The 6,187-nt window shown below is 70.4% G+C and carries 8 protein-coding genes and 1 pseudogene; all 9 read left to right on the forward strand.

All coding sequences use genetic code 11. The features are described from left to right. A partial coding sequence (locus tag AX702_RS10765; protein WP_197420565.1) for a hypothetical protein occupies positions 1-335 on the forward strand: 335 nt, incomplete at its 5' end. A gap of 2 nt (positions 336-337) precedes the next feature. After that, a complete protein-coding gene (locus AX702_RS10770) occupies positions 338-745 on the forward strand; it encodes a phage major tail protein, TP901-1 family (RefSeq protein ID WP_066779293.1) in 408 nt (135 codons plus the stop codon). Further along, complete coding sequence (locus tag AX702_RS10775; protein ID WP_066779294.1) at positions 742-1,065, forward strand: gene transfer agent family protein; 324 nt, start codon at positions 742-744, stop codon at positions 1,063-1,065. Before AX702_RS10770 ends, AX702_RS10775 begins: the two co-directional genes overlap by 4 nt. Further along, positions 1,062-1,256 carry a phage tail assembly chaperone gene (locus tag AX702_RS10780; RefSeq protein ID WP_066779297.1) on the forward strand — a complete coding sequence of 65 codons (195 nt, stop codon included), beginning with the start codon at positions 1,062-1,064 and terminating at the stop codon, positions 1,254-1,256. The genes AX702_RS10775 and AX702_RS10780 overlap by 4 nt, the downstream gene beginning before the upstream one ends. Then, complete coding sequence (locus AX702_RS10785) at positions 1,249-1,815, forward strand: tail tape measure protein (protein WP_066779300.1); 567 nt, start codon at positions 1,249-1,251, stop codon at positions 1,813-1,815. The genes AX702_RS10780 and AX702_RS10785 overlap by 8 nt, the downstream gene beginning before the upstream one ends. A 1-nt stretch (position 1,816) precedes the next feature. After that, positions 1,817-4,081: a DUF2460 domain-containing protein gene (locus tag AX702_RS10790; protein ID WP_066779303.1), complete on the forward strand. Its 2,265-nt coding sequence runs from the start codon at positions 1,817-1,819 to the stop codon at positions 4,079-4,081. Continuing rightward, positions 4,078-4,878, forward strand: a complete 801-nt coding sequence (locus tag AX702_RS10795) for a DUF2163 domain-containing protein (RefSeq protein ID WP_066779310.1) — start codon at positions 4,078-4,080, stop codon at positions 4,876-4,878. Before AX702_RS10790 ends, AX702_RS10795 begins: the two co-directional genes overlap by 4 nt. Then, complete coding sequence (locus AX702_RS10800; RefSeq protein ID WP_066779313.1) at positions 4,875-5,270, forward strand: hypothetical protein; 396 nt, start codon at positions 4,875-4,877, stop codon at positions 5,268-5,270. The genes AX702_RS10795 and AX702_RS10800 overlap by 4 nt, the downstream gene beginning before the upstream one ends. Continuing rightward, a pseudogene (locus tag AX702_RS10805) lies at positions 5,270-6,187 on the forward strand (phage tail protein); the annotation flags it as partial. The gene AX702_RS10800 and the pseudogene AX702_RS10805, both read left to right, overlap by 1 nt.

Here is a 6,187-nt window from a genome sequence, read left to right on the forward strand (position 1 = left end):
GCTCGGAGATGTGTATAAGAGACAGGCCTTATGCCGTGGTGGAGGATGCGGTGCTCGCGCGCTGGGGCGGAACGGGCATCGACGGGCGCGAAGGGCGCGTGCGCATCGTGCTGCACGATGCGGGCGAGCGGCCGGCGCGGCTGCGCGCATTGAGCGCCGCTGTTGAAGGGGCGGCGACGGCGCTGTCGGGTGACATCGGCGACGGGTGGCGCGTGGTGGCGGTGCGGCTGCTGGGCGGCCGGACACAGCGCAGCGGCGGCGGCAGTAGCGGTGCTGTCGGGGATCGCTGGACGGCCACGCGGGAATTTGCGGTCAAATTGTATCGGGAGGGATGACGATGGCGGTGGAGAAAGGTTCGGCCTTCCTGCTGAAGGTAGGCGACGGCGCGGCGACGCCGGCATTCGCGACAGTGGCGGGCATGCGCACGACGCAGCTGAGCATCAACGGCGAGGCAGTGGTGGTGACGCACAAGGGATCGGGCGGCTGGCGCGACCTGCTGTCCGGCGCGGGCGTGCGCAGCGTCAGCGTGTCGGCGGCGGGTGTGTTCACCGGATCGGCGGCAGAGACGCGGGTGAAGAACAATGCGCTGGCCGGCACGATCGACGATTACCGGCTGAGCTTCGAAAGCGGAGAGACGCTGACCGGCCGGTTCCTGGTGACGCGGCTGGACTATGCCGGGGATTTCAACGGTGAGCGCAGCTACACGGTGAACCTCGAGAGCTCCGGCCCGGTGGTGGCGGCATGAGCGGGGCGCAGCATGTCGCCAATGCCGCGCGCGGCGAGGCGGCCATACGGATCGGTGGCGAAGCGCTGGTGCTGCGGCCGAGCTTCGCGGCGCTGGTTGCTGCCGAAACCGAACTGGGGCCGCTGTTCGGGCTGGTGGAGCGGGCCGCGGAGGGGCGGCTGGCGCTTGGTGAGATGGTGGCGCTGTTCTGGCACTGCCTGCGCGATCGGCCGGAGGCGCTGACGCGCGATGCGTTTGGCGATGCGGTGGCGGCGCAGGGGCTGACCGCCGCGCTGCCCGCGCTGAAGGTGCTGCTGGGGCAGATACTGGCGGGGCGATGACCTTCGCCCAGAGTGCCGTGCGGTTGGCAGGCTGCGCCGGCGTGGCGTTCGGCTGGGCCCCGGACGCCTTTTGGCGGGCCACGCCGGCCGAACTGGGTGCGCTGGTCCGCGCGCTTACCGCGCAAGAACCGATCGCGGTGCCGGATGCCGGCACGATCGCCCGGTTGAAGGAGGCTTTTCCTGATGAATGACGATTGGGAGCGCACGGTGGTGAGCGTGCGCGCCGACACCGCCGGCTTTGCCCGCGACGTGGCGGAAATGCGCGCGGCACTGGAAGGGCCGCTGGGTGCGGGAGCGGAGCGCGCCGGACGAGCGATCGAGACGACGCTGGCGCGGGCCGTGCGAACGGGCAAGCTGGGGTTCGAGGATCTGCGCAATGTCGCACTGTCGGCGCTTGGCGACATCGCCAGCAACGCGCTCCGGGCGGGGATCGGCAGCCTGCTGGGGTCTGTGGCGCCGGCTGGCGGCGGCATCACCCAAGCGCTGCTCGCCGCGCTGGGCGCGCCCGGCCGGGCGACTGGTGGCCCGGTCTCTCCTGGCCGCCCGTTCTGGGTGGGTGAGCGCGGGCCGGAATTGTTCGTGCCGACCGCCAGCGGGACGGTGCTGCCGACGCCCACCGGCAGCAGCCGCGACGTGCGGGTGACGATCAACGTGAATTCCGCGAGCGACGCGGCCCCGGCCGCTTTGGCACGCTCCAGCCGCCAGGTGGCGCGCGCGGTGAAGGCGGCGCTTGCCGGCATGGAGGACTGACATGGCGCATTGCCTGGTGCCGCAGCGTCAGCCGCATCACGTATCGGACGTGATCTCGCGGTTCGACCCACGTTTCTGGACGGTCAACTTTCCTCGCCCGATGATGGCGGCCGTGACGACCAGCGCGCCCGATGCGCTGCGCGTGGACTGCGCCTTTTACCGCAAGAGCGATCTTGCCGGCCTGATCTGGGAGGCGGAGGACCGACACGACCATCCGCTGCTCGCCTATGACACGGAGCGGGACTTCCGAACATGCCGCCTGTCATTTCGCTGGCGATCGGCCGGTGTGCGGGCGCTGGATGCGCGACATGGCCCGGTGCTGACGATCGAGGGGCGGGATGCGTCCGGCCTGCCGCGATCCTGGTATGTGCGGTTGTGGAATTATGCCCTGGGCACGCCGAACGATGCGCTGATCACGATCGATTTCGCCGATGTGACCGGCGGATTCCTGCTGCCGGACGAGGCGGATCCGGTGTGGGCGGGCGACGTGGATCGCATGTTCATTTCTCTGGTGGCGTCGGACCATGACGGGAGCGACGCCATGCTCGAGGCGCTGGCAGAGGGCTGGGCCGAGCTGAGCGAGATCCGGTGCACCGGGCCGGGATCGGTGATCGGCATCGGGGATGCGGTGCTGCCGGAACATGCGCTGAAGATCGCGAGCGGCTATGACGACAGTTATCACCTGACGCCGGCACGGCTGCTGCGCAACGTGCTTCACCTCGGCTATCGCGGGGCGATCGTCCATTATGTGGGCATGAGCCATTATTTCCGGCTCAATGGCATGCTCAAGGTGGCGGACGGGCTGAACCTGCCGTGCCAGGCGTGGCATCGCTCCTTCGCCGAACAGGCGCAGGCGCTGGGCCAGGACGTGATCTGGTCGCTGTCCTACGAGTTGTTCGACGCGCACTGCCCGGAAGATTGGAAGCAGCGGCGGGCGGACGGTGCGCCGGCGCTGACCGGGTGGGAGCCGCCCTCCACCTTGCTGTCCCCCGCCAATATAGCGGCGATGGCCTATCTCCAGACGATCGCGCGCGCCTTTGTGGCGATCGGCACCGCAGCGGGCCTTGCGCCCCGGTTCCAGGTGGGGGAGCCGTGGTGGTGGGTGACGGCGGACGGGCAGCCGTGCCTGTATGATGCCCAAGCCGTGGCGTCGTTCGACCCGGTGCCGATCCCGACCGTCCAAGGCGTCCTTTCAGGGGAGCAGCGTGCCACGCTGGATGCGGCGGGCGCAATGCTGGCGGCATCGACGGCGGCGCTGTGCGCGGCCGTCCGCGAGGATCATCCGGGCTGCGAAACGCACCTGCTCACCTATCTGCCGACCGTGCTCGACGCGCGCGCGCCCGAGGCCAAGCGGATGAACATGCCTCTGGGCTGGGCCAGCCCGGCATTCGATGTGCTTCAGCTGGAGGATTACGACTGGGTCACGGCCGGCGACGCGGCATCGACGCGCGATGGGGTGGCGCTGGCCGAGGCGCGGCTGAACTATCCGCCGGAGCGGCAGGATTACCTCAGCGGCTTCGTCCTGCGGCCGAGCGACAGGGCGCAGTGGCGCGCGATCGATGCGGCCGCCGTGACGGCGCTGGGGCGCGGGGTGCGCGGTGTTCATGTCTGGGCGCTGCCGCAGGTGATGCGCGACGGCTTCGTACACTGGGGATCGCTGGAAGAGGGGGAGGATGCGGTGGACGCGTTCGATGATGTGCTGTTCCCGCTGGCGCTGGGAGCGGAGGCGGAGGTGACGCCGGAGTTTTCCACGGCGGTGATGACGGGCGCTGGCGGGCACGAAAGCCGCAACGCAAGCTGGGCGGAAGCGCGCACCCGTTATGATGCGGGGCCGGGGGTGCGCAGCGAGGCGGATATTGCGACGCTGATCGGCTTCTTTCGCGCACAACGAGGCCCGGCGCGAGCATTTCGCCTGCGCGATCCGTTTGACGCCGAAGCGAACGACGAGGCGATCGGGGCGGGCGATGGCATCAACCGCCGGTTCGGCCTGGTGAAACATTATGGCGGCGCGGCGCGGCGGATCACCCGGCCGGTCGCCGGCACGCTGGTGGTGAGACTGGACGGCGCGGCGACGCAGGGCTTTTCGCTGGAGCCGCTCGGCATCGTCGTGCTTGACGTGCCGCCTGGAGCGGGCGTGGCGGTAACGGCAAGCTTCGCCTTCGACTTGCCGGTGCGCTTTGCGGAGGACCGGCTGACCGTATCGCGCGCCACGTTCCTGGCGGGCGCCGCGCCTTCCGTTCCGCTGATCGAGGTGCGCGAGGCATGAGCGACCGGCTGACGACTCTGGCGCTGCTCTGGTTGCTGGAGCGGCGTGACGGCGTGACGATCGGGCTGACCGACCATGATCGCGATCTGGTGATCGACGGGCGCGCGTATCGCGCGGCGCCCGGGATGACACCGGCGGCGATCGAGCGCGGCGACGGGCTGGACCCCGCCGTGACCGAGGCGAGCGGGGCGTTGACCCATGCGGCCGTCACCGAGCGCGACCTGCTCGCGGGTCGATGGGACGGCGCCCGCATCACCGTGGCGGTGGCTGACTGGAGCGCGGGCGGCGCGCCGAGCGTGTTGAGCGGCGGAACCATTGGCGAGATCGAGATCGACGATCGCGGCTTCACGGGACAATTGCGCGGTCCTGCCGCGGCTCTTGAGCGAGCGGTGACGGAGGAAACCAGCGCGGAGTGTCGCGCCGCGCTGGGGGATCGGCGGTGCCGTGTGCCGATGGCGAGCCGGCGGCGCCTCGCCCGAGTGCAGGAGGTGAGTGGCATGACGCTGACGCTGGATAGCGTGGAGCCGACGCCGGATGCCTATGGCGGCGGACGGCTGCGCTGGATGAGCGGGGAGGGGCGCGGGCTGGAGGGCGCGATCAGCCAGTCGGCCGGTGCCATGCTGACCTTGCGGATGACCCCCGCGTTCCCGGTCGCGCCGGGCACTCTGGTGGAGATCACCGAAGGCTGCGACAAGAGCGTTGCCACCTGCCGCGCACGGTTCGCCAATGTCGCGAATTTTCGCGGCGAGCCTTATCTGCCGGGCATCGACCTGCTGACGCGATATCCCGGCGCATGAGCCCGGCAGATCGCGTGGCGGCGGCGGCGCAGGCGGCCGTCGGCGTGCCGTTCCGCTTGCAGGGGCGCGATCCCGAGAGCGGCCTCGACTGCGTCGGCGTGGTCGCCCTGTCCCTGGCGGCGGGCGGCCATGAAGGGCCGGTGCCGGCGGGCTATGGCCTGCGATGCGGCGATGCCGCGCGCTATCGATCATGCTGGGCCGGACTGGCCGACGCGGACGGGAGCCGCCCCGGCGACGTGCTGCTCTGCCTGGCAGGGCCGCGCCAGCTGCACCTCGCGGTCCGCACGCCTGCCGGCGTCGTACATGCCGATGCGGGACTGAGGCGCGTGGTGGAGCGACCGGGGGCGCTGCCCTGGCCCGTGCTCATGGCCTGGCGAATAGGGGAAAGCTGATGGCAACTCTGGTGCTGACAACCGTCGGCGGGCTGGTGGGCGGCCCGATCGGCGCCGCGCTTGGCGGCATGATCGGGCAGGCCGTCGATCGAAACGTCCTGTTCAAACCCAAGGGACGGCAGGGGCCGCGGCTGACCGAATTGTCGGTGCAGACGTCGAGTTACGGCCAGCCGATCGCGCAATTGTTCGGGCGGATGCGAGTGGCGGGGCAGGTGATCTGGGCGGCGGACCTGGTGGAGCACCGGCAGCAGCAGGGCGGCGGAAAGGGGCAGCCGAGCCTTACCAGCTTCTCCTATTCCGCAAGCTTCGCCGTCGCTCTTTCCAGCCGCCCGATCCTTGATGTCGGGCGCATCTGGGCGGATGGAAACCTGCTGCGCGGAGCGGCCGGCGACTGGAAGGTCGCGACCGGCTTTCGCCTGTATCACGGCGACGAGGAACAGGCGCCCGACCCGATGATCGCGAGCGCCGAGGGGCTGGACCTCGCGCCGGCGCATCGCGGGCTTGCCTATGCCGTGTTCGAGAACCTGCCGCTGGAGCAATTTGGCAACCGCATTCCCTCGCTCACCTTCGAGGTGATCGCCGATGCAGGGCCGGTGTCGGTCGGCAGCATCGCGCGTGCGCTTGGCGGCGGTGCCTTGACGGGCGCGGGGCCGCAGCAGCTTCTCGACGGCTTTTCGGCTTATGGCGACAGTGCGCGCGGCGTGATCGAGACGCTGGCCGAGGTGTCGGGCGCCTGGTTTGCGCCGGCAGGCCACGGCGTATCGATGCGGGCGGACACGGCTCCGACGCGCACCGTGCCGGACGACGGACGATCGCGCCGCCTGGCACCGGCCGAGCGCGTGCCGCGATCCATGCTCGTCTCCCATTATGATCCGGCGCGTGACTGGCAGGCGGGCGCGCAGCGCGCGGTGCGGCCC

Origin of the sequence: Sphingomonas sp. CCH5-D11 (assembly GCF_001557395.1) — a bacterium.
In the GTDB taxonomy this organism is placed as follows: domain Bacteria; phylum Pseudomonadota; class Alphaproteobacteria; order Sphingomonadales; family Sphingomonadaceae; genus Sphingomonas.

Bases quoted from the DNA above. Each gene is read 5' to 3' on its own strand.
- AX702_RS10795 (WP_066779310.1), top strand. From the start codon at position 4,078: ATGAGCGACCGGCTGACGACTCTGGCGCTGCTCTGGTTGCTGGAGCGG.
- AX702_RS10770 (WP_066779293.1), top strand. From the start codon at position 338: ATGGCGGTGGAGAAAGGTTCGGCCTTCCTGCTGAAGGTAGGCGACGGC.
- AX702_RS10800 (WP_066779313.1), top strand. From the start codon at position 4,875: ATGAGCCCGGCAGATCGCGTGGCGGCGGCGGCGCAGGCGGCCGTCGGC.
- AX702_RS10790 (WP_066779303.1), top strand. From the start codon at position 1,817: ATGGCGCATTGCCTGGTGCCGCAGCGTCAGCCGCATCACGTATCGGAC.
- AX702_RS10775 (WP_066779294.1), top strand. From the start codon at position 742: ATGAGCGGGGCGCAGCATGTCGCCAATGCCGCGCGCGGCGAGGCGGCC.
- AX702_RS10785 (WP_066779300.1), top strand. From the start codon at position 1,249: ATGAATGACGATTGGGAGCGCACGGTGGTGAGCGTGCGCGCCGACACC.
- AX702_RS10780 (WP_066779297.1), top strand. From the start codon at position 1,062: ATGACCTTCGCCCAGAGTGCCGTGCGGTTGGCAGGCTGCGCCGGCGTG.